Source organism: Proluteimonas luteida, from assembly GCF_021191695.1.
In the GTDB taxonomy this organism is placed as follows: Bacteria; Pseudomonadota; Gammaproteobacteria; order Xanthomonadales; family Xanthomonadaceae; genus Luteimonas; species Luteimonas luteida.
In genome coordinates this window covers 119,639-139,341 of the sequence record NZ_JAIWPT010000005.1, presented here as the reverse complement: position 1 = coordinate 139,341, position 19,703 = coordinate 119,639, and the positions used below count along the sequence as shown (strand labels likewise).

The 19,703-nt window shown below is 70.3% G+C and carries 18 protein-coding genes; 5 read left to right on the top strand and 13 right to left on the bottom strand.

The window, feature by feature from the left end:
- Positions 1-328 precede the first annotated feature (328 nt).
- From LDO26_RS06525 to tssB, 10 genes are all read right to left on the bottom strand, one after another.
- Positions 329-1,459, bottom strand: a complete 1,131-nt coding sequence (locus LDO26_RS06525; protein ID WP_232130270.1) for an immune inhibitor A domain-containing protein — start codon at positions 1,457-1,459, stop codon at positions 329-331.
- A gap of 93 nt (positions 1,460-1,552) precedes the next feature.
- On the bottom strand, positions 1,553-2,086 hold the full coding sequence (locus LDO26_RS06520) for a hypothetical protein (RefSeq protein WP_232130269.1): 534 nt from the start codon (positions 2,084-2,086) through the stop codon (positions 1,553-1,555).
- 267 nt (positions 2,087-2,353) lie between these two features.
- Positions 2,354-5,080, bottom strand: coding sequence for a type VI secretion system ATPase TssH (gene tssH, locus LDO26_RS06515; protein ID WP_232130268.1), 2,727 nt, complete (start codon positions 5,078-5,080; stop codon positions 2,354-2,356).
- A 9-nt stretch (positions 5,081-5,089) separates the two neighbouring features.
- Positions 5,090-6,172: a type VI secretion system baseplate subunit TssG gene (gene tssG, locus LDO26_RS06510; protein WP_435594050.1), complete on the bottom strand. Its 1,083-nt coding sequence runs from the start codon at positions 6,170-6,172 to the stop codon at positions 5,090-5,092.
- Between the two features lie 2 nt (positions 6,173-6,174).
- Complete coding sequence (gene tssF / locus LDO26_RS06505) at positions 6,175-8,058, bottom strand: type VI secretion system baseplate subunit TssF (RefSeq protein ID WP_232130266.1); 1,884 nt, start codon at positions 8,056-8,058, stop codon at positions 6,175-6,177.
- 3 nt (positions 8,059-8,061) lie between these two features.
- Positions 8,062-8,565, bottom strand: coding sequence for a type VI secretion system baseplate subunit TssE (gene tssE / locus LDO26_RS06500; RefSeq protein WP_232130265.1), 504 nt, complete (start codon positions 8,563-8,565; stop codon positions 8,062-8,064).
- A gap of 5 nt (positions 8,566-8,570) precedes the next feature.
- Positions 8,571-9,407 carry a type VI secretion system accessory protein TagJ gene (locus LDO26_RS06495; RefSeq protein ID WP_232130264.1) on the bottom strand — a complete coding sequence of 279 codons (837 nt, stop codon included), beginning with the start codon at positions 9,405-9,407 and terminating at the stop codon, positions 8,571-8,573.
- A gap of 11 nt (positions 9,408-9,418) precedes the next feature.
- Complete coding sequence (locus LDO26_RS06490) at positions 9,419-9,919, bottom strand: Hcp family type VI secretion system effector (protein WP_232130263.1); 501 nt, start codon at positions 9,917-9,919, stop codon at positions 9,419-9,421.
- A 77-nt stretch (positions 9,920-9,996) separates the two neighbouring features.
- Positions 9,997-11,490 carry a type VI secretion system contractile sheath large subunit gene (gene tssC, locus LDO26_RS06485; RefSeq protein ID WP_232130262.1) on the bottom strand — a complete coding sequence of 498 codons (1,494 nt, stop codon included), beginning with the start codon at positions 11,488-11,490 and terminating at the stop codon, positions 9,997-9,999.
- 12 nt (positions 11,491-11,502) lie between these two features.
- A complete protein-coding gene (tssB, locus tag LDO26_RS06480; RefSeq protein ID WP_232130261.1) occupies positions 11,503-12,003 on the bottom strand; it encodes a type VI secretion system contractile sheath small subunit in 501 nt (166 codons plus the stop codon).
- A gap of 394 nt (positions 12,004-12,397) precedes the next feature.
- Here tssB and LDO26_RS06475 point away from each other — a divergent pair, with 394 nt between their 5' ends.
- Positions 12,398-12,835, top strand: a complete 438-nt coding sequence (locus LDO26_RS06475) for a helix-turn-helix domain-containing protein (protein ID WP_232130260.1) — start codon at positions 12,398-12,400, stop codon at positions 12,833-12,835.
- A gap of 163 nt (positions 12,836-12,998) precedes the next feature.
- Here the strand turns inward: LDO26_RS06475 and LDO26_RS06470 are convergent, their stop codons facing one another.
- Genes LDO26_RS06470 through LDO26_RS06460 form a run of 3 tightly spaced genes read right to left on the bottom strand, consistent with a single transcriptional unit; the run spans position 12,999 to position 15,083 of the window.
- Entirely contained in the window at positions 12,999-13,238 is a 240-nt protein-coding gene (locus LDO26_RS06470; RefSeq protein ID WP_232130259.1) for an oxidoreductase-like domain-containing protein, read from the bottom strand.
- A gap of 16 nt (positions 13,239-13,254) precedes the next feature.
- The gene (locus LDO26_RS06465; RefSeq protein ID WP_232130258.1) at positions 13,255-14,106 is read right to left on the bottom strand and encodes an acid phosphatase; all 852 of its coding nucleotides are present in this window, start codon (positions 14,104-14,106) and stop codon (positions 13,255-13,257) included.
- On the bottom strand, positions 14,103-15,083 hold the full coding sequence (locus LDO26_RS06460) for a transaldolase (RefSeq protein ID WP_232130257.1): 981 nt from the start codon (positions 15,081-15,083) through the stop codon (positions 14,103-14,105). The genes LDO26_RS06465 and LDO26_RS06460 overlap by 4 nt, the downstream gene beginning before the upstream one ends.
- 275 nt (positions 15,084-15,358) lie before the next feature.
- On the opposite strand from LDO26_RS06460, the gene LDO26_RS06455 reads away from it, so the two are divergent.
- The 4 genes from LDO26_RS06455 (at position 15,359) to LDO26_RS06440 (ending at position 19,662) form a co-directional block, all read left to right on the top strand.
- Positions 15,359-16,669, top strand: coding sequence for an amidohydrolase (locus LDO26_RS06455; protein ID WP_435594045.1), 1,311 nt, complete (start codon positions 15,359-15,361; stop codon positions 16,667-16,669).
- Positions 16,670-16,816: 147 nt separating this feature from the next.
- Positions 16,817-18,133: a M20 family metallopeptidase gene (locus LDO26_RS06450; RefSeq protein WP_232130256.1), complete on the top strand. Its 1,317-nt coding sequence runs from the start codon at positions 16,817-16,819 to the stop codon at positions 18,131-18,133.
- 63 nt (positions 18,134-18,196) lie between these two features.
- A complete protein-coding gene (gene queF, locus LDO26_RS06445) occupies positions 18,197-19,063 on the top strand; it encodes an NADPH-dependent 7-cyano-7-deazaguanine reductase QueF (protein WP_232130255.1) in 867 nt (288 codons plus the stop codon).
- A gap of 134 nt (positions 19,064-19,197) precedes the next feature.
- Positions 19,198-19,662 carry a hypothetical protein gene (locus tag LDO26_RS06440; RefSeq protein WP_232130254.1) on the top strand — a complete coding sequence of 155 codons (465 nt, stop codon included), beginning with the start codon at positions 19,198-19,200 and terminating at the stop codon, positions 19,660-19,662.
- Positions 19,663-19,703 lie beyond the last annotated feature (41 nt).

Genomic DNA, 19,703 nt, shown 5'->3' with positions numbered 1-19,703 from the left:
TTCGCTGTCGAGAACGAAGAAACCCAAGGTGTGTAGCGCCCTGCGCACTTCCGGCAGGCCCACTGGACGACCAGCCACCGCGAACACTCTCCGCGCAGCCCGCCGAGTCGAACCTGGACCCGAAGATGTTGCTTCGCCGCCCGCACGCTGGCGCGTCAATTCATCTCATGCGTATCAGGTGAGGATTCGCAAATACGGAACACTGCCGCGACCCCATGAAGCTACAAGTCTGCGCTCGTTCGCGCAGGCCCTGCCGAAGTGAACCTGGCACCGTTCTTTCCGCCGTCGCTTCCCGCTTCTTCCCGGATGCCGGCTCGCATCCACCTCCTCAACCGACGGTCCAGCCTTCCTCATTGGTGATACGAGTCATCGCCTCGAGTGCGGGCAGCATATGACAGGGGAGGATGTCGCGGCCCTTGCACATGATGCTCGTAGTCATCATTCCCATTGCCGGTTTCGTGGCATCGTGAACCTGGCACATCGCCAGGAACCGCCTGATGGCGATCGCTTTCGAGGAAGTGTCGCCGGGAGCCGGCGGCGCGTCATACTCGTCCGGAAGACCCAGCATGTGCCCGTACTCATGGGCGAAGATGTTCATCCACATGTCGTCGTCGAAGGTGGTCTCGAAGGCCAGGTCGCACTCCAGCCCGATGGATCCGGCACCAGGAAGATTCAGGTCGTTGAGCGGTGATGGATCGACACTCACCGGGTTGCACACACCGAACGCCAGCAACTGATCGCGCACTGCGCGCATCTGCTTGACCACCTTTCCGGCCGACGCACCGTTCGCCGCACTGTAACGCGCTTTCACCACCAGCGGAACCAGCGGGCGCGAGGGTGGCCCGGTCTTGATGCGGAATCCCAGGTTCGCGAGGTCGACCTTCACTTGCGGCGTCAGGACGCCATGGGGGTTCAGCGCCATGGCATCGAGGCCGAGCGGCGGGAACAGCGCTTCGATCCGACGGCGTTCGTCGCGCGACACGTTGCCCGCCTCGGTCAACTTGACATTGACGAGGCCGGTGGACTCGCTATGAACCATGGCGGTCGATTGCGCGGCGATGTTGCCACTGTCAATCTGGCTCAAACCCACGTAGGAGTCGCAACGCGCGAGTTCCCCTGGGCCGTATGCCGAAGAGTATCTCGGCACGTTCATGATGACGGTCGCTTCGCTCCTGGTGCGCACGAACTGCACGTTGAACAGCACCGCGACCCTCCTCATCGGATTCTTCTTTCGATTGACGAGGTGATGCTTGTAGTTCCAGTGCTCGCTGACCGCGGACTTGGCGGCCAGTTCGAACTTCACCTTGTCCGTTTCCGACCAGGACACTCCTTCGATGACGCGATTCTCGTAGTTCGGAAAGACCTTGACCGTGATGACCATGGCGCCTGTTCCATCCAGATAGGCGGCATCGAAGGCACCACGCCCCGTCATGGGAACGAACGATTTTATTTCGGGCATAAGGAACATCCTCCGGGTCGATATCGGGAACTCACGCTCCGACGGAACTCCTTCAGGCCGGACCCGGACCCGGGCTCGGCTCTCGCAGCCCGTTCATACGGACACTCCGTGACTGATCTCGAACGTCATGTTCACTCCGTCGTCCGCCGTCTTCGTCCCGCCGATTCCGATACTCGACGACAGGGACTCCTTCTGCCCATCCACCAGGACGACGGATCCGCCAACCACGAAATCCACCTCCGTGAGATGGTTCTGGTAGACCTTCAATGGAATCTTGCTGCTCGCCGCGTGAAGGGCTTCGGCCATCTTGAAAAGCATGTGCGACAAGTCGATCCTCTCCAAGCTGATCACCGTGAATTTGTTCAAATTCGCCGTGACTGCCTTTAGTCCGACCTCGGATATCGCGTATCCGTAGTCCCCGTCGTTCTTTCCTGGATTCCTCAACTTCCTGATGAAATCGGCATCCTCGCCTCGACGCCGGACATGCTTGTTGTAGAAGAGGTTGCCCGATGATTCGTCCAGCAGAACAAGAGTTACCTTGACCGAACCCGATCCAGAGAATGCACTGCTCACCGTCCACGTACCCTCGCCCCTGTGCTTCAGGCGCGCCCCCTTGCCGATTTCCATCGGTACATTCTTGCTGATACTTTCGTAAGGCATGGAACTCCTTCACGCTTGCCGTCTGACAGACCCAACTCCCTTCCGTCGCACGCAGTCACATCCGATCAAACGCGATCCCGTCGCACGACTCCCGTCCGAACCCACGGGAACAGATTGCCACCTCACTCCCGCCCGAACTCCGCGACGCCGACACCGGACCTGGTCGATTCGGACACCACCGGATGTCCCCGCTCAATCGCCGCGATTCGGATCGTCAACCCGGGTGTCTCTGGATCATCGATCGAAGCTGTACCCGAATCCGGCATCCGCCGTCGTCACGCGCACGCCCGACACCTCCCTTCCGTCGACCATCCGCCCCAGAAACTCCCGGCTGATCTCCGGCAACATCGTGTTGGTCAAAATCGCGTCGATCATCCGCCCACCGGACTCGCTCTCAGTACAGCGACTCACCACCAGCTTCACCACGTCCTCGTCGTACTCGAACGGGATCCTGTAGCGCTGCTCCACCCGCTTCTTGATGCGATTCAACTGCAGCTTGACGATCTCGCCCAGCATCGCGTCGCTGAGCGGGTAATACGGAATCGTCACCAGCCGCCCCAGCAGCGCCGGCGGGAAGATCTTCAACAGCGGCTCGCGCAGGGCCTTGGCCATGCCCTCGGGTTCCGGCATCAGCTCCGGGTCGGCGCACAGGCCGGCGATCATGTCCGTGCCGGCATTGGTGGTCAGCAGGATCAGGGTGTTGCGGAAGTCGATGCGGCGGCCCTCGCCGTCCTCCATGACACCCTTGTCGAAGACCTGGAAGAACAGTTCGTGCACGTCCGGGTGGGCTTTCTCGACCTCGTCGAGCAGCACCACCGAATAGGGCTTGCGGCGCACGGCCTCGGTCAGCACGCCGCCCTCGCCGTAGCCGACGTAGCCGGGCGGCGCACCCTTGAGCGAGGAGACCGTATGCGCCTCCTGGTACTCGCTCATGTTGATGGTGATCAGGTTCTGCTCGCCGCCGTACAGGGCCTCGGCCAGCGCCAGCGCGGTCTCGGTCTTGCCGACGCCGGAGGTGCCGGCCAGCATGAACACGCCGATCGGCTTGGACGGGTTGTCGATGCCGGCGCGGCTGGTCTGGATGCGCCGGGCGATCATCTCCATCGCGTGGTCCTGGCCGATGACGCGCTTGCCCAGCAGTTCCGGCAGCCGCAGCACGGTCTCGATCTCGTTGCGCGCCATGCGCCCGACCGGGATCCCGGTCCAGTCGCCGACCACGGCCGCGACCGACTGGTAGTCGACCGTCGGCAGGATCAGCGGATGCTCGCCCTGCAGCTCGGCGAGTTCGGCCTGCACCTTCCGCAGCCGTGCCAAGAGCTCGGCGCGGTCCTCGGCACCGGGTTGCGGCACCAGGTCCTCGGCCTCGGCATCGGCGGCCGCTTCCAGTTCGCTGCCGGTGCGCTCGACCGGCGCCGCGCCAAGGCGCAGCCTGCCGCGCAGCGCGAGCAGCTCGTCGACCAGACGCTTCTCCGCCTCCCAGCGCTGCTGCAGGCCGGCCAGGCGCGCGGTCTCGGCATCCAGCGCCGCGCGACACGCGGCCTCGCGCTCGACGACGGGAATGCCGATGGCCTGCTCGCGGGCGATGATCGCAAGCTCGGTCTGCAGCGATTCGATGCGGCGCTGGCTGTCGTCGACCTCGGCCGGCACCGCGTGCAGGCTCACCGCGACGCGCGCGCAGGCGGTGTCGAGCAGGCTGACCGACTTGTCCGGCAGCTGCCGCGCGGGAATGTAGCGATGGCTCAGCTTGACCGCGGCCTCCAGCGCCTCGTCGAGGATCTGCACCTTGTGGTGCGCCTCCATCGTGCTGGCGACGCCGCGCATCATCAGCACGGCCTTGATCTCGTCGGGCTCGTCGACCTGGATCGACTGGAAGCGCCGGGTCAGCGCCGGGTCCTTCTCGATGTGCTTCTTGTACTCGGCGAAGGTGGTCGCGCCGATCGTGCGCAGCGTGCCGCGCGCGAGCGCGGGTTTCAGCAGGTTGGCGGCGTCGCCGGTGCCGGCCGCGCCGCCGGCGCCGACCAGGGTATGGGTCTCGTCGACGAACAGGATGATCGGCTTCGCGCTGGCCTGCACTTCGTCGATCACCGCGCGCAGGCGCTGCTCGAACTCGCCCTTCATGCTGGCGCCGGCCTGCAGCAGGCCGACGTCGAGCGCGCGCAGCTCGACCTCCTTGAGCGCCGGCGGCACGTCGCCGCGGGCGATGCGCTGGGCGAAGCCCTCGACCACCGCGGTCTTGCCGACGCCGGCCTCGCCGATCAGTATCGGGTTGTTCTGGCGCCTGCGCATCAGGATATCGACGACCTGGCGGATCTCATCGTCGCGGCCGATGATCGGGTCGAGCCTGCCGCTGCGCGCCTGTTCGGTCAGGTCGGTGGTGAATTTCTTCAGCGCCTCCTGCTTGCCCATCGCCGCCGGTGCGATCGCGCCGCTGGCCTCGCCGGGCGCGCCGCCGAGGTCGAAACCGTCGCTGGCGCGCTGGCCGGTTTCCGGCGAGTCGCCGACGATCGCGTCGAAGCCGTCGGTCAGCGCCTCGGGCTTGAGCTTGCCGAACTCGGCGGAGATCGCCTGCAGGGCATTGCGCAGCTGCGGGGTGCGCAGTGCGCCGACGACCAGATAGCCGCTGCGCACCTGCGCCTCGCCGAACATCAGCGTGGCGAACACCCAGGCGCGCTCGACCGCGTCCTCCACCGTCGACGACAGGTCGGAGATCGCGGTGGCGCCGCGCGGCAGCCGGTCGAGCGCCGCGGTGACGTCGCGCGCGAGTTTCGAGGGCTCCACGCCGAAGTGGCGGACGATGCGGTGCAGGTCCGAGTCGTCGAGCTGCAGCAGCTGGTGGACCCAGTGCACCAGTTCGACATACGGATTGCCGCGCAGCTTGCAGAACACCGTCGCGCTCTCGATCGCGCGGTAGGTCGTGGGGTTGAGCTTGCCGAACAGCGCGTTGCGGCTGATTTCCGCCATGTGAGTCTCCTAGTGTCCGTTGTGGGCGCGCGCGGCCGGCCGGACGATCACGTCGCCGGCATCGTCGAGGTCCCAGGCGCGGCGGCCAAGCCAGGTGTCCAGGCCCATCCGCCCCGCGACGCCAAGGCGCGTGGTCGGCACGTCGACGGCGCGCAGCAGCAGTTGCACGTCCCAGTCCAGGCCGTCGCCGACATAGCCGCGCACCAGCGCGGCCAGGTCGCGCAAGGCGACGCCGCCGGGCAGGAACGCGCGGAAGCGGGGCGCATCCAGCGGACCCAGACGCAGCCGGAAGCGATGCTGCGCGCCGCGGACGCGGGCGCCGAGCACGGCGGTGCCGCCGAGCGTCGCGACCGTGCGCCGGCCCAGGCGCAGGCGCGCCTCGTCCGGCAACGGCATCCATTCGGCGACGAAGCCGACGATCTCGACCGGTACGTCGAACGCACGCACCAGCAGGGCGCGCAGGCCTTCGGCGTTGCGGACCTGCGAGACCAGCCGGCCGGCGAAGTGGCGCAGGCCGGTCGCGACCACCGGGTCGTCGCCGGCGCCGGGCCTCGGCAGGCCGACCAGCGCGCCGACATGGAACGCGAACCGGTCGTCGCCGCGGCGCTCCGCCTGCACCACCGGCTGGGCGTCGGCCCAGGCACGGTAGAACAGCGACAGCATGCGATGGTGGAACACGTCGGCGAACGCGCGGAACGTGGTGTCGCGCGCGCTCTGGGCACGTTCGATCGCGTACTCGGTCAGGTGCAGCGGCAGCGGGCCGTTCGGGCCGAACAACCCCAGCACCGGCGTGTCGAGTACGGCGGGCCCGGCCGCGTCGCCGCTGCGGTAGCCGGCGACCTCGCCCGGCGCGAACGCCAGCGATGGTGGCTGGCGCAGCCGAACCATGTCTTCGCCGGGGCGCGCGGAGCGTCCCAGCGGTGCACGCTGCGGGTGCGTACGTTCGAGCAGGCGCAATGCGGCGAACAGTTCGAAGCCGTGCGGATGCGTGCGCAGCGCGGCGTCCGCGTCACCCGTGGGCGGCACGGCAGTGGCCGGCGGCACCGGCGGCGGGACGCCGGGATCGTGCACGGCATCGACGGCCGCGTGCATGCTCATGCGAGCTGCCGCGTGCCCAGGCGCGCGGGCCAGCGCGCGACCTGCTGGCGCTCGAGCGTGCGCAGCACCGTCTCGGTGAAGCCGTTGACCGAGGCGTAACGTGCGAAGAAATGCTGCAGCACCGTGCCGATCAGGTAGGCGCCGGTCCCTTCGAACGCGTTGTCGTCGCAGGTCAGCACGATCTCCAGCCCGCGCCCGAAGGTGATCGGTCCGGGTACCGGCAGCCGGCGCACGATCGGCGCCGAGGCGATCGACTTCACGCCCTCGACCTGGCGCAGCGCGGCCGCATCGTGCGGATCGCAGTACAGCGCGAGCATCTCGCGCAATGCGGCCGCGCCGGACGCGGGATCGCCCTCGAACAGGGACAGGTAGTCGAACTGCAGATGGCTGAGCAGGCGCCAGGCGGTCTCGCCGCCGGCGACCGCGGGACGCGGCCGCGAGGGCCCGGCGACGCAGCGGACCTGCCCGGCCGGAACGCCGGCATCGACATGGAAATCGGTCCCGCCCTTGCCCACCGGCATGTGCAGCGGCAGGTCGCGGTTGCTGCACAGCAGCTGCAGGCCGACCTGCCGCAGCGGCGTCTGCAGCGGCCGTTCGCCGGCATCGACCAGCGCCAGGAACACCTCGCTGCCGACGTAGCTCGACCGCGCGCCCTGGCGGCGCTGGCGTCCCGACAACAGCCTGGGTTCGCGGCGCAACGTGTAGTAGGCGCCTTCGCGCGCGTGCCAGGTGCGCGCGTCGCCGCCATAGAACGGCTGGAAGCGCGTCTCCGGTTCCTGGCGGTCGCCGAAGCCCTCGACACGCTCCACGCCGACGACCTCGAAGTCCATCGGCCGCACGCGGTCGGCGACGACGTGGTATTCGGTGACCTCCGGGCGCAGGTGGATGCGGTCGGCACCGCGCGGGAACAGGTTGATCGCCGGCGTGCAGAACAGGCGGAAGTGGCTGGCGTCGAGCCCGCGTGCCAGCGCGCCGACGCTGCGCCGCAGCAGCACGACGATCTCGAACGCCTGGCCGCGCATGCGCTGCAGCGCCGGCCGCAGGCCGGTGAACTCGGCGAACAGGAAGCGCTCCGGGCAGGCGAAATATTCCTGCAGCAGCCGGTAGCCGCTGAAGCTGCGTCCGTCGACCGGCAGCAGCGCGTCCGCATCGTCGAAACCGCGCGGACGGATCGCATCGCCGCCCTGCCAGACCTGCACCGCGGCCTGCGTGCCGTCGCCGCGCAGCAGCATCGCCTCGGCGTCGGCGAAGAGCTGTTCGTACAGGCGCTTGGGCAGTTCGCCGGCACCGGCGAGGAACACCGGCAACGCGTCGATCGGCAGCGTCGACAGGTCGACGCCGCCGGTCGTGCGGATCTGCAGGCGCAGTCCGGCGCGGACCTGGCGGCCGTCCGGCGCCTCGATGCCGGCGGCGGCGAGCGCGGCGGGCGTGTCGAAGTAGGTCGCGGCGGCGACCTCGAGCGGCCACAGCGTCAACGCGTGCGCGGTGCGGAACTCGCAGGCGGTCCGCTCATCGGTGCCGGGCACGCCGTGCAGGGGCGTGTGGCGTGGCACCGGATGCCCCGTGGCCAGGGTGCCGGCCTTGGGATCGGGATGCAGCTGCACCACCGCCATCGACGGCACCGGCCGCAGGTACTGCGGGTACAGCATCTCCATCAGGTGCTGGGTGAACACCGGATACTGCGCGTCGAGCTTCAGCTGCACGCGCGCGGCAAGGAACGCGAAGCCTTCGAGCAGTCGCTCGACGTAGGGATCGGCGCACTCGAAGCCGTCCAGGCCGAGGCGGCCGGCGATCTTCGGGTACTCGCGGGCGAACTCGGCGCCCATCTCGCGCACGAAGCCGAGTTCGCGGTTGTAGTGCGGGAGCAGGCGCGGATCCATCCTTCAGCCCCAGGCCTCGGACACGGCCATGCGGCCGGTCTCCAGGTCGACCTCGGTCTTGAGGTAGAGGTTCAGCGGAATCGGCTGCGCCCACATGTCCGACTCGATGTCGAACACCAGCGACCGTCCGTCCATGCGCCCGACGTCGGTGCGCACGCGGACGCGCAGGGTGTCGGCGATCAGGCGCGGCTCGAAGGCGAGGATCGTCGCGCGCAGCCGGCGTTCGAGGCGGGCGACGTCGAGCCCGCTGCGGGCGACGCCGGTCAGGTCCGGAATGCCGAAGTTCAGTACCGAAGCCGCGACCCGTGGCAGGTGGTCGAGCGGGCGGTCGGCCTCGGCATTCGTGCAGTTGAGCAGCCACGACAGGTCGCGGATCACGCATTCGCGCAGCCGCTGCGCCGAGATCACGCGCCGGTCCCGGCCCTCCTCCTGCCGCGCCGGCTCGTCGTCGGTGAGCCGGTCGAGCAGCGAGGGCTGCAGCCGCTCCTGCGTGGTGAGCTCGGCCATCGGCGTCAGTCTCCGCCGTCGAACTCGATCGTGCGGACATCGAGCAGCGCGTGCTCGCCGGCGTCGGTCGCGAGCATGCGCTGCCCATGACCGATCCACGTCGCCCCGTCCAGCGCCGACCAGTCGCTGGTCCGCCCCATGCGCAATGCCGGATCGGCCAGCGCCTCGCTGCCGGGATAGCGTACCGGCACGTAGCCGTGCGCCTGGCCGCCGTTGCGCCAGGTCACCTGCACCGGCGCCCACAGGGTATCGGCCAGGCTGGCCGGCGCGTCGAAGCGCAGCGCGCGGATGCGTTCGAACGGCGCCCAGCCATAGCCGCCCTGCAGCACGAGCTCCAGGCATGGCCCGAACCGGCTGTCGGCATCGGCGATCCACGCGAACGGCGCGCCGTCGATCCGGCCCGGCGTCGCCGGCGCCGCGTCGAAGGCGCGGGCGCGCAGTGCCGCGGCCGCCGGGTGCTGCCCCTTGCCGTCGAGACGCAGCGCTTCGAGCAGGGGCGGCAGCCAGTCGGCGGGTTCGCCGACGACCGTCGGCACCCGTTCGCCCGCAATGCTGTCCGCGCGGACCGTCTCGGCCTCGAGCAGCGCCGCCCACGCGGCGGCGATCATCGCGTTGCCCGGGTCGAGGCGGGTCGCCACGTCGAGCTGTGCACGTGCGCGTGCCCACTGGCCGGCCGCGGCGAGCAGCTGGAACAGGAACACACGGGCCTGCGCATCGGCAGGTGCGTTGCGCACCTGCGCGGTGAGCGCCTGCAGGGCCTCGTCCGGCCGCCCCTCGCGCAGCAGGCGTTCCGCCGGCGAGGTCGCGACCCGGAATGCGCCGGCGTCGACGGTGGCGGTCATCGCGGCATCCGTCAGGCCGAGGCGACGGCCTGGATGTCGTAGGTGAACTCCTTCGCCGCCCCGTCCTTCGTGCCGTCGGGCTTCTGCGGCTGGAAGCCGTACTTGAACTTGCCGAAATGCAGGGTCACGTTCTCGGTCAGGCGGTCCTCGCCGCCGGAGCCGCCGGTCGACACCGACGTCACCATGACGCCGTTGCTCAGGTGGATGGTCACGTAGTCGGTCTGCTCGCCGGTGGCGTTGGTGACGTAGAGCCACGCCTCCTCGATGCGCGCACCGGTGGCCGCTGCCTGCAGCAGCGAGTGCGACGACGAATCCACGTACTTGGTCAGCGAGATGTCCTGCACGTGCGCCTTGCCGCCGGCGCTGACGCTGGAGTTGTGCAGGTCGGCCGAGTTGGACAGGCCCCACGACCAGGCGAGGACCGGCACCTCGTCCTTGTGCTTCGCGTGATCGGACGATCCCCCGATCGTGACCTTGCCCTTGCCGAACTTGATATGCATGTCGAATGCCACGGTGATGCTCCTGTGTGTGATGCGTCAGAGTTGGACGCGTGGCCCGGAGCCGCGCGCGTTTGCGGGACCTGGGCGGATCAGCCCTTCGCTTCGGATGGCAGGCGCGAGACCAGCCGCAGCGAGACCGTCAGGCCCTCGAGCTGGTAGTGCGGCTTGAGGTAGAACTTGGAGGTGTAGTAGCCGGGCGCGCCCTCGACCTCCTCGACCACCACCTCGGCGGCGGCCAGCGGCTTGCGCGACTTGGCGTCCTCGCTGGAGTTGGCCGGGTCGCCGTCGACGTAGTTGAGGATCCAGTTCTGCAGCCAGTTCTGGACCTGGTCGCGGCTGCTGAACGAACCGATCTTGTCGCGCACGATGCACTTGAGGTAGTGCGCGAAGCGGCTGCACGCGAACATGTACGGCAGGCGCGCGGCCAGCGCGGCGTTGGCGGTCGCGTCCGGGTCGTCGAACTCCTCGGGCTTGTTGAGCGACTGCGCACTGATGAACGCGGCCATGTCGGAGTTCTTGCGGTGCACCAGCGGCATCAGGCCGAGACGGTCGAGTTCGGCCGAGCGGCGGTCGGTGATCGCGATCTCGGTCGGGCACTTCATGTCCACGCCGCCGTCGTCGGTCGGGAAGGTGTGCGTGGGCAGGTTCTGCACCGCGCCGCCGGACTCGACGCCGCGGATCCGCGAGCACCAGCCGTACTCCTTGAACGAGCGGTTGATGTTGACCGCCATCGCGTAGGCCGCGTTCTGCCAGGTGTACTTCGACGAATCGGCGCCGGAGGTGTCCTCCTCGAAGTCGAACGCCTCGACCGGATCGGTCTTGGCGCCGTAGGGCAGGCGCGCGAGCGTGCGCGGCATCGCCAGGGCCAGGTAGCGCGCGTCGTCGGACTCGCGCAGCGAGCGCCACGCGGCGTAGTCGGGCGTGGACTGGATCTTGGCCAGGTCGCGCGGGTTCGACAGCTCGTTCCAGCTGTCCATGCCCAGCAGCCCCGGGCCGGCCGCCGCGATGAACGGCGCGTGCGAGGCGGCGGACACCTGGCCGATGCCGCGCAGCAGTTCCACGTCCGGCGGGCTGTGGTCGAACTGGTAGTCACCGACCAGGCAACCGTAGGGCTCGCCGCCGAGCTGGCCGTACTCTTCCTCGTAGATCTTCTTGAACACCGGGCTCTGGTCCCAGGCGGTGCCCTTGTAGCGCTTGAGCACCTTGCCCAGGTCCTTCTTGCCGACGTTGAGCACGCGGATCTTGAGCTGCTGGTCGGTCTCGGTGTTGTTGACCAGGTAGTGCAGGCCGCGCCAGGCGCTCTCGAGCTGCTGGAACTCGGCCGAATGCATGACCAGGTTCAGCTGTTCGCTGAGCTTGCGGTCGATCTCGGCGATGTAGGCCTTGATCGTCTGCGAGACGTCGTCGGAGACGATGTCGGTACGGCTGAGCACCTGCTCGGCCAGCGTGCGCACCGCCGACTCCACCTCCTCGCGCGCACGCTCGCTCTTGGGCCTGAATTCCTTGCCCAGCAGGGCGGCGAACTCGCCGGCCTCCAGGCCCTGCGCCGCCTCGGGCGCGACAGCAAGCTGTTCGGTTGCCATGGTCGTGGTTCCTTACTGTTCGTCCGCGGGCTTGGCCGCGGAGGTCAGCGCCTGCAGCAGCGCGGGGTCGCGGATCGCCTGCGCGATCAGGGATTCGGCGCCGGCCTTGCCGTCCATGTAGGTGTCGAGGTTGGCCAGCTGGGTGCGCGCCTCAAGCAGCCTGGCGAGCGGTTCGACCTTGCGCGCCACGGCGGCCGGCGAGAAGTCGTCCATGCTCTCGAAGGTGATGTCGATCGACAGCTCGCCCTCGCCGGTCAGCGTGTTCGGCACCTTGGCGGTGACCCGCGGCTTCATCGACTGCAGGCGGCTGTCGAAGTTGTCGACGTCGATCGCCAGCGCCTTGCGCTCCTCGACCGGCGGCAGCTCGCCGGCGTTGGCGCCGGACAGGTCCGAGAGCACGCCCATGACGAACGGGATCTGCACCTTCTTCTGCGCGCCGTAGACCTCGACGTCGTACTCGATCTGCACACGGGGCGCGCGGTTGCGCGCAATGAATTTCTGGCTGTTTGCCATGGCTGGCCTCCGTTGGCGTTTCCTGGCCGGGGCTCCGGCCGTCCTCGCCCGCGCCATGCACGGGCGGGCCACGGCGGTGGTCCCGGTATGCGCATCGATCCCCGCCGCAGCGCCACGCTGGCGCACCGCCCGACGTCCCGCTTCGCCACGATCCCCGCCGCTGCCGCTGTGACCCGGCCGGCGTTCGACCCCGTGCCCCGCGAATGGCCCGGCCGATGCAGGCCCGACCAGCGCAGCGGAGATTAGGAACGGGCGCCAGCGCCCACCCGACAATTCGTCTCAGCGCGTCGATCAGAAGAATCGTGAAAAGGCCGTGAGGGGATCCGGTCCCGTTCTGCGCATTGCTTGGTTACAGGGCGTCGATCCGGCGCGGGGCAGGAACGGGGGGCACGACATGACATCGATACACGGCACCGGCAGGGCGGTCGCGGGTGGCACGCCCGCGCCAATGGCACACCAGGACAACCCGCGCGTGACGCGGATCCTGCGCTGCATCGAGGAGCATCTGGAGGATCCGGCGCTGGACTGCGATTTCCTGCAGCGCCTGTTCTTCGTCTCGCGGCCCACGCTGTACCGGATGTTCCAGCCGCTGGGCGGCGTCTCGCGCTACATCCGCGAACGCAGGCTGGTCGCGGCGCGCCGTCGCCTGCGCGAAGAACCCCACCACAGCATCACCTGGCTGCTGTACGACCTGGGCTTCGAATCCGAGCGCCAGTTCCAGCGCGCGTTCCAGGCCCGGTTCGGCATGTCGCCGGCCAGCTGGCGGGCACGGTGCCGAGGCGAGGAACGGCCCAAAGCCGGCATGCGGCGCGCCCCCGGCGCTTCCCACTGACACGGGACCACGGCTGCGATCCTGCCTGCGGTGCTCCAGCCCGGCCACTCCATCGGAATCGGCCCCGGTTGCAGCAGTGGATTGCACGCGGCAGGCGAGAACGTTAGGAGAAGGCGCGTCCACGCCTCCGGTCCCGGTCCCGTCCCGGACCGGAGGCCCGGCGTCACGGCTGCGAAGAGCCGCCGGCGCCGGCGTCCGGCACGGCCGGGTGCCGCTCGCGCCAGCGCGCCAGGCGCTCGCGGTAGTCCTGCAGTTCCTCGGCGTAGACGTCGTGGACGCACATCGAACAGCCGCTGTCGCAGCAGTCGCTGGGGAGCGGCGGTTCCGGGGGCTGCGGCCGCGGGTCGGGATCGACCGCCGGACGATCGACGGGACCGGGCGCGCCGCCCGTCGACGCGGGCATGCCCGGGCGCGCCGGATCAGTGCCCGGCATCAACGTCGTCCAGCGGCGAGACCCGCAGTGCGTCGGCTTCGGTCGCGCAGCCCGCCGGCGTCGCGCCACGCGCCCGCTGGTCGGCGATCTCGCGCGCCGCGGCGTCGAAATCCGCGCGGAACCGGGGATCGGCGTGCAGCCGCGCGACGGTCGCCGCGCCCACCAGCTGGCCCTGCTGGATGTCGCTGTACCAGTGCACGTTGCACACCAGCCGGCTCTCGCCGTAGCTGCGGCCGCGCTGCAGCAGGGCGTCGCCGCGGTCCGGCGCCAGCTCGGCCAGCAACAGCGCCCAGGTCCAGCCGATCGCGGTATGGCCCGACGGATACGAACCGTTGCCGCGCAAGCCGGGTTCGTCGCCGGGCGCGCAGGTCGGCGCCGCGTTGACCATGAACGGCCGCGGCCGCTGCCACTGGCGCTTCGCGGCGCTGCCGGCGGCGGACGCGTCGGCGAGGCTGCGATGCAGCAGGGTGGCCAGTGCCGGCGTTTCCGTCGCATCGATGCGCACGCCCAGCGCGCAGGCGAACAGCCCGGCGGCCTGCGGGAAACCGAGCGCGGCATCGACCGTCGCCTGCCTCCAGCGCGCGGTGCCGTGCAGCGCGAGCGCCCGCGCGCTGACGGCATCGTCGAGCGCCTGCCCGGCGGAGCCGGGCGCAGGCGGCGCGGGCAGCAGGGCCGCGCTGTCGAACGCCGGCACGGGCGCCAGATAGCCCTTCGCGCGCCCGCCGCGGAGCTCATGGGCCGGCCCTTCCGGCGCGGCCTCGGCCAGGGGTGGCGCGCTGCCGCAGGCGGCCAGGCCCAGCGCCGCCGCCAGCAGCGCGGACCATGCCCGCAGGCTCATCGCGCCGCCTGCAGCCGCTGGGCGATCGTCTGCCGCAAGCCCTCGAGGTCCCTGGCGAACGCGGCGATGCCGTCACGCAGTTTCTCGGTGGCCATCGGATCGGCCGCAAGGTCGCGGGCGAAGCCCTCGGCATCCACCGGCGGCGTCGGGCCGCCGTCCGCCTTGCCCGGCGACAGCTTGCGCGGCAGCTCGCCGTGCTCGGCGTCGAGCGCCTGCAGCAGTTCCGGCGAGATCGTCAGCCGGTCGCAGCCGGCCAGCGCCTCGATCTGCGCGGTCGAGCGGAACGAGGCGCCCATCACCACCGTCGGCGATCCGCGGCGCTTGAACTCGGTGTAGACGTCGCGCACGAAGCGCACGCCCGGGTCGTCGTCGATCGTCGCCGGCACCTCGCCGCGCGCGACATGCCAGTCGAGGATGCGGCCGACGAACGGCGAGATCAGGAACACCCCGGCCTCGGCGCAGGCGATCGCCTGGGTCCGGTTGAAGATCAGCGTCAGGTTGCAGTCGATGTCCTCGCGCTGCAGTTCCTTGGCCGCGCGGATGCCCTCGACGGTCGCGGCGATCTTGATCAGCACGCGGTCGCGCGGCACCCCGGCGTCCTGGTACATGTCGATGAACTGGCGCGCCTTGGCGACCGTGGCCTCGGTGTCGTGCGCCAGGTCGGCGTCGACCTCGGTCGAGACCCGGCCCGGCACCAGCCCGGCCAGCTTGCGGCCGACGCCGATCGTCAGGCGGTCGACGACCTGGCGCGCGACGTGCCCGGGCTCGCCGCCGATATCCTTCGCGCGTTCGAGCTCGCGCTCGACCAGATCCGCATAGATCGGCAGGTCCAGCGCCTTGCGCACCAGGGTGGGATTGGTCGTGCAGTCGACCGGTTTCAGGCGTTCGATCGCCTCGTAGTCGCCGGTGTCGGCGACGACGACCGACATCTCGCGCAGCTGGGCGAGCCTGGATGGGCCGGGGGTGGCGTCGGACATGGGCACCTCGTGGTTGGGGAGCGGGACGCGGCGGGATCCGCGGTGTGTCCGCCGCCATTGTCCGCATCCTGCGCCGCGAGGGCCACCTCGGCGGTCCACCGCCGCGGCGGAACATCGCGCAGCGTCGTCCCGCGCAGGCGGGGAAGACGCCGGCGCCCCGGCCTGCGCGGGACGACATTCCGCCCGGTATCGCGGACCCCCGACGACGACGCGCATACGAAACCGTGACGCCCGGAATCCTCTAGCATCGGGCCGACCCCACCCGAACGCCTGCCATGTCCCTGCGCCCCGCACCGCTGCTTGCCACCCTGTTGCTGCCGTTGTCGATCGCCCTGACCATGCCCGCGCTGGCCGACGACGACCCTGCGGCCACCACCCGGGCCCTGCAGCCCAAGGCCGTCGAATGGCGCCGCGACCTGCACGCGCACCCGGAACTCGGCAACCGGGAGACCCGCACCGCGCAGATCGTCGCCGACCATCTGCGCAGCCTGGGCCTGGAACCGCGCACGGGCATCGGCCCGACCGGTGTCACCGCGCTGCTCAAGGGCGCCAGGCCCGGCCCGCGCATCGCCCTGCGCGCCGACATGGACGCGCTGCCGGTCACCGAGCAGACCGGCCTGCCGTTCGCCTCGACCGTCACCGCCGACTACCGCGGCCAGCCGGTCGGCGTGATGCACGCCTGCGGCCACGACATGCACGTCGCCATCCTGATGGGCGTGGCCGAGGCGCTGGCGGGCATGCGCGACGAGCTCGCCGGCGAGGTCCTGTTCGTGTTCCAGCCGGCCGAGGAAGGCCCGCCGGAGCCCGGCGAGGTGTTCGGCGCCAGGCGCATGCTCGACGAGGGCGTGTTCGACGGCGGCATGCCCGACGCGATCCTCGGCCTGCACGTCTGGGCCGGCCTGCACACCGGCCAGATCGGCTTCCGCAGCGGGCCGACGCTGGCCAGCGCCGACGAATGGTCGCTGACCGTCACCGGCAGGCAGACGCACGGCTCGCGGCCGTGGGACGGCGTCGACCCGATCACCGTCGGCGCGCAGATCCTGCTGGCGACGCAGAGCATGCTCGCGCGCCAGGTCAACATCGTGAACACGCCGGTGGTCCTGACCGCCGGGCAGTTCCAGAGCGGCGTGCGCTTCAACATCATCCCCGACGATGCGCGCCTGGTCGGCACCCTGCGCACCTATGACGCCGACGTGCGCGAGGACGTGATCGCGCGCTTCGAGCGCATCGCCACCGACTACGCGCATGCGGCCGGCGCCACCGCGACGCTCGACGTCGTCAACAACGCGCCGGCGACGATCAACGATCCCGAGCTCGCGCGCCGCGTGCTGCCGTCGCTGCAGGCCGCGGTGGGCGAGGCCAATGTCGTCGAGATGCCGATGCAGACCATCGCCGAGGACTTCTCGCAGTTCGCCAACCTCGTGCCGGGGGCGTACTTCTTCATCGGCACCACGCCGGAAGGCCAGGACCCGGCGACAATGCCGATCAACCACTCGCCGCACTACGCGCCCGACGAGGCCGCGCTGGAAGTGGGCATGCGCGCGATGCTGCGGGCGACGCTGGACCTGCTCGAAGGCGAGGGCTGAGAGGGAAGCTGCGGCGGGTCGAGACCCGCCCTACCCGACGCGCTTCTCCGTAGGGCGGGTCGAGACCCGCCAACGCACGATGCCCGCGCATCCCGCCACCCGCACAAATCCTCTAGCATCGGTACACCAACCCGGGGAGCCGCTTCGATGCCACGTCTTGCCGCTGCGCTGCTGTGTGCCTGCACTGCCCTTCCGCTGTCCTCCTTCGCCCAGGACGCGCAACGCACCGAAGTCGCCAGTGCCGCGACCGCGCTGCAGGCGAAAGTCGTCGACTGGCGCCGCGACATCCACCAGCACCCGGAACTCGGCAACCGCGAGACCCGTACCGCGGCCAAGGTGGCCGAGCACCTGCGCAGCCTCGGCCTGGAACCGGAGACCGGCATCGCCCACACCGGCGTGACCGCCGTGCTCAAGGGCGGCCGCCCCGGCCCACGGATCGCCCTGCGCGCCGACATGGACGCGCTGCCGGTCACCGAGCAGACCGGCCTGCCGTTCGCCTCCACCGCCACCGCCGAGTACCGCGGCCAGACCACCGGGGTGATGCACGCCTGCGGCCACGACGCGCACACCGCGATCCTGATGGGCGTGGCCGAGGCGCTGGTGGCGATGCGCGACGAACTGCCGGGCGAGGTGCTGTTCGTGTTCCAGCCGGCCGAGGAAGGCCCGCCCGAGGGCGAGGACGGCGGCGCGTCGATGATGCTGGACGCGGGCATCTTCCGCGGCTTCGAACCCGAGGCGGTATTCGGCCTGCACGTGTTCTCGACTTTGCAGGCCGGGCAGATCGGCGTACGCGGCGGCCCGCTGATGGCCGCGTCCGACCGGTTCGCGATCGACGTCGTCGGCCGGCAGACGCACGGCTCGCGGCCATGGGGCGGCATCGACCCGATCGTCGCCGCGGCCGACCTGGTCGGCACCGCGCAGACCATCGTCAGCCGCCGCACCAACATCTCCACGCTGCCGGCGGTGGTGACCTTCGGCGCGATCAACGGCGGCATCCGCTACAACATCATTCCCGACCGCGTCGAGCTGGTCGGCACCATCCGCACCTTCGACGAGGACGTGCGCCAGGCGATCTTCGCCGACCTGCAGAACGTCGCCTCGCACGTCGCCGCCGCGCACGGCGCGACCGTCGAGGCGCACGTGCCGGCCGAAACCGGCAACCCGGTCACCTTCAACGACCCCGACCTGACCGCGCGCATGCTGCCCAGCCTGCAGGCGGTCGCCGGCGCGGAGAACGTCGTCGACCCGGGCCTGACGATGGGTGCCGAGGACTTCGCCTACTACGCGAAGGAGGTACCGGGCCTGTTCTTCTTCGTCGGCGCCACGCCCCGGGGCCGCGACCCGATGAGCGCGCCGAGCAACCACTCGCCGCAGTTCGACGTCGACGAATCCGCGCTCGACCTCGGCCTGCGCGCGCTGCTGCAGCTCAGCCTCGACTACCTGCACGGCAGCGGCGCCGGCTGAACGCAGGGGCCGCCGGTACGGCGACCGCATCGGCGGCGGCGCGGGCAGCGGTAAAATCGCCGCATGTCATCGCAATCCACGCCAGGCCCGGCCGGGCCCGATTCCGCCACGGCCGCCGCCGCGCCGCCCATCCCGCTCGGCCGCGAGGTCGCCTACCCGCGGCACTACGACCCCGGCCTGCTGTTCCCGATCGCGCGCGCGCAAGGCCGCAGCGACATCGGCATCGACGCCGGTGCACTGCCGTTCACCGGCGTCGACCGCTGGCACGCCTACGAGCTGGGCTGGCTGGACGCACGCGGCAAGCCCGTGGTCGCCACCGCGACGATCACCGTGCCGGCCGGATCGCCGCAGCTGGTCGAGTCCAAGTCGCTGAAGCTCTACCTCAACTCGCTCAACCACTCCCGCTTCGACGATGACGAGGCGGTGCGCGCACGGATCGCCGCGGACCTGTCGCAGGCCGCCGGCGCCCCGGTCGAGGTCGCGTTCGGCCTGCCGCCGATCGACGCCGGCGCCGGCGACGCCGTGTCGATCGACGCGCTCGACATCGACATCGCCGGCTACGGCCCGCCCGATGCGTCGCTGCTGCAGGCCGATGCCGGCACGTCCGCCGACGAGCGCCTGCATTCGGCGCTGCTCAAGTCCAACTGCCCGGTCACCGGCCAGCCCGACTGGGCCAGCCTGACCATCGCCTACCGCGGCCCGCGCATCGACCGCGCCGGCCTGCTGCGCTACCTGGTGTCGTTCCGCGACCACGCCGGGTTCCACGAACAGTGCGTGGAGCGCATCTTCGTCGACCTGCTGGCGCGCTGCCGGCCCGAGGCGCTTTCGGTCGAGGCGCGCTACACCCGCCGCGGCGGCCTCGACATCAACCCCTGGCGCGCCCTGCCCGGCACCGCGCGGCCTGCCGCCGGACGCGACCTGCGGCAGTAGCCGCGACGTGGCCCGGCACCCTGAAATGGATTCTTAACAGGGGCCGTGGGACGCTGCGCTCCACGCGACAGCGGCCGCAGGTCCGGTCGGCTGCCGGGTCGCCCCTGCATCCCTTCATCCCTTCCGGAGGCCCCATGACGTCACCCACTCCCCGCATCCTCGCCATCGCCCTGCTGGGCACCCTGGCCGTGGCCGGCTGCAAGCAGGATGCGCCCGCGCCCGTCGCCCCGCCGGCCGCCGCCGAGCCCGCCCCGGAGCCGGCACCGGCCCCGCCCGCGCCGGCGGTGGTCACCGGCGTCGAGCTCGGCAACGAAATCGACGCCGACAACCGCGTCACCACGCCGGCCTCCGAGTTCGGCACCGGCGACACCATCTACGCCTCGGTGACCACCGACGGCGAGAGCGCCGCCAAGCTCAACGCCCGCTGGGTCTACGGCGAGGACCGGCTGGTGCGCAGCACCGACGCCGACGTCGCCGCCGGCCCGCAGGTGCTGGCCTTCGACATCCACCACCCGGAGGGCTGGCCGACCGGCGACTACAAGGTCGAGATCTCCCTCGACGGCACCGTCGTCGAGATCCGCGAGTTCGCGATCCGCTGACCGGTACCCACCGGCGCGGACCACGCACCTTCGACTAAACT

Excerpts from the sequence above, each read along its gene's own strand:
- LDO26_RS06465 (WP_232130258.1), bottom strand. The coding sequence starts at position 14,106 with ATGAGCCTGCGGGCATGGTCCGCGCTGCTGGCGGCGGCGCTGGGCCTG.
- LDO26_RS06455 (WP_435594045.1), top strand. The coding sequence starts at position 15,359 with ATGTCCCTGCGCCCCGCACCGCTGCTTGCCACCCTGTTGCTGCCGTTG.
- tssE (WP_232130265.1), bottom strand. The coding sequence starts at position 8,565 with ATGGCCGAGCTCACCACGCAGGAGCGGCTGCAGCCCTCGCTGCTCGAC.
- LDO26_RS06470 (WP_232130259.1), bottom strand. The coding sequence starts at position 13,238 with ATGCCCGCGTCGACGGGCGGCGCGCCCGGTCCCGTCGATCGTCCGGCG.
- tssG (WP_435594050.1), bottom strand. The coding sequence starts at position 6,172 with ATGCACGCGGCCGTCGATGCCGTGCACGATCCCGGCGTCCCGCCGCCG.
- LDO26_RS06495 (WP_232130264.1), bottom strand. The coding sequence starts at position 9,407 with ATGACCGCCACCGTCGACGCCGGCGCATTCCGGGTCGCGACCTCGCCG.
- LDO26_RS06460 (WP_232130257.1), bottom strand. The coding sequence starts at position 15,083 with ATGTCCGACGCCACCCCCGGCCCATCCAGGCTCGCCCAGCTGCGCGAG.
- LDO26_RS06440 (WP_232130254.1), top strand. The coding sequence starts at position 19,198 with ATGACGTCACCCACTCCCCGCATCCTCGCCATCGCCCTGCTGGGCACC.
- tssC (WP_232130262.1), bottom strand. The coding sequence starts at position 11,490 with ATGGCAACCGAACAGCTTGCTGTCGCGCCCGAGGCGGCGCAGGGCCTG.
- LDO26_RS06475 (WP_232130260.1), top strand. The coding sequence starts at position 12,398 with ATGACATCGATACACGGCACCGGCAGGGCGGTCGCGGGTGGCACGCCC.
- queF (WP_232130255.1), top strand. The coding sequence starts at position 18,197 with ATGTCATCGCAATCCACGCCAGGCCCGGCCGGGCCCGATTCCGCCACG.
- LDO26_RS06520 (WP_232130269.1), bottom strand. The coding sequence starts at position 2,086 with ATGGAAATCGGCAAGGGGGCGCGCCTGAAGCACAGGGGCGAGGGTACG.
- tssH (WP_232130268.1), bottom strand. The coding sequence starts at position 5,080 with ATGGCGGAAATCAGCCGCAACGCGCTGTTCGGCAAGCTCAACCCCACG.
- LDO26_RS06525 (WP_232130270.1), bottom strand. The coding sequence starts at position 1,459 with ATGCCCGAAATAAAATCGTTCGTTCCCATGACGGGGCGTGGTGCCTTC.
- tssF (WP_232130266.1), bottom strand. The coding sequence starts at position 8,058 with ATGGATCCGCGCCTGCTCCCGCACTACAACCGCGAACTCGGCTTCGTG.
- tssB (WP_232130261.1), bottom strand. The coding sequence starts at position 12,003 with ATGGCAAACAGCCAGAAATTCATTGCGCGCAACCGCGCGCCCCGTGTG.
- LDO26_RS06450 (WP_232130256.1), top strand. The coding sequence starts at position 16,817 with ATGCCACGTCTTGCCGCTGCGCTGCTGTGTGCCTGCACTGCCCTTCCG.